Origin of the sequence: Acidovorax sp. SUPP2825 (assembly GCF_030158995.1) — a bacterium.
Taxonomy (GTDB): domain Bacteria; phylum Pseudomonadota; class Gammaproteobacteria; order Burkholderiales; family Burkholderiaceae_C; genus Paracidovorax.
Map to the genome: position 1 here is coordinate 1 of NZ_BQXK01000057.1, position 1,282 is coordinate 1,282.

Here is a 1,282-nt window from a genome sequence, read left to right on the forward strand (position 1 = left end):
GGGAGCCTCTCACAACCCCATGTTTGACGAATCCGAATAGGGAGGAGTGGGCGCCAGTAGCCGTTTGAGCGTGATGAGGCCCAGCAGCGGTCTGCGCCTGGGTGCATGAGGGGCCTTGCAGGCCCGGTGGCTCAGACTTTCACCGTTTGCAGGCGCACTTGTGCCTTGCCAGTGGCGGGCTTGAAGAAAGCATCCACGCCCCGATGCAGGAACCAGGCCAGTCGCTTCATGTTGTAGCAGGCGGCCATCATCGTCATCCCCACCGTGGCGCGCGCCTGTCCGATGGTGCGCACGAACTTGCCCCCCAGGTGGCGGATACCGGCGAACACGTGCTCCACTTTGGCTCGTTTCTTTGCGATGCGCTGGTTGCGCCCCTTCTGGCATTCGCTCTGTGGTCGGCCCGCCTGCGCACGGCGCTGCATCGCATCCACGAATCCCAGCACTTTCAGCATCTGGCACCTTTGGCGGCTCGGGTAGGCTTTGTCCGCATGCACTGCCCGCCCGGTGTTGTGCATGTCCAGCACCTCATCGAAGTGGTGCCCGTCGTGCTCGCTGGCCGTGCCCGTGGCGAGGCGGCGGATGAAGCCGTGCTTGAGGTCCACGCTCACGCTGAGCTTGTAGCCGAAGTGGCTTTTGCCGTGCTTCTTCGTGTGCGTGGCCTCCACATCCTTTTGCCTGCGTCGCGCTTGGCTCCAGTCCGGCTGCCCGCCTTGTGCCAGCGTTCGCCGCTCCTGCTGGCCGATGTGCTGTCGGGGCGCGGGCACCAGCGTGGCATCAATGGCCTGCCCGCCCCGGGCGATGTAGCCGTGGCGCTGCAGTTGGGCATCCACCCCCTGGAACAAGGCCGTTGCCCCGCCCACGCCAAGGCGCTCGCCAAAGCGCCAGATCGTGTTGCGGTCCGGCACGTTCATCGCATCCTGCAACAGGCAAAACCGCTGGTAGCTCCCCCGGTCCAGCAACTGATACTCCATCTGCTCATCGGACAGGTTGTACAGCCGCTTCAACACCAGGATGCGCACCATCACCTCGGTGGGGTAGGCGGGCCGACCGCCCCGGCGGCCACCCCCGCGTTCGATCAAGGCATCCACCAGCCGGGCCAGTTCTGCGAAGTCGATGTGCCGCGCGATCACCTGCAGCGGATCGCCCACCTCATCTCTCTTGTGTTGGCGCGAGGCCTCAGCGAACAGGTCGAACTTCAGGGCGCTACGGGGAGTGATCATGGCAAAGGATGGAGCACGCGTTCTCGATCAACAAGGGACCGGATGGGTTTTGAGAGGTTCCC

Annotated in this window: 1 protein-coding gene; it reads right to left on the bottom strand. The window is 64.6% G+C overall.

What is annotated here, in order from left to right; translation table 11 throughout:
* Positions 1-131 precede the first annotated feature (131 nt).
* The gene (locus tag AVAK2825_RS24660) at positions 132-1,217 is read right to left on the bottom strand and encodes an IS5 family transposase (RefSeq protein ID WP_284403118.1); all 1,086 of its coding nucleotides are present in this window, start codon (positions 1,215-1,217) and stop codon (positions 132-134) included.
* Positions 1,218-1,282 lie beyond the last annotated feature (65 nt).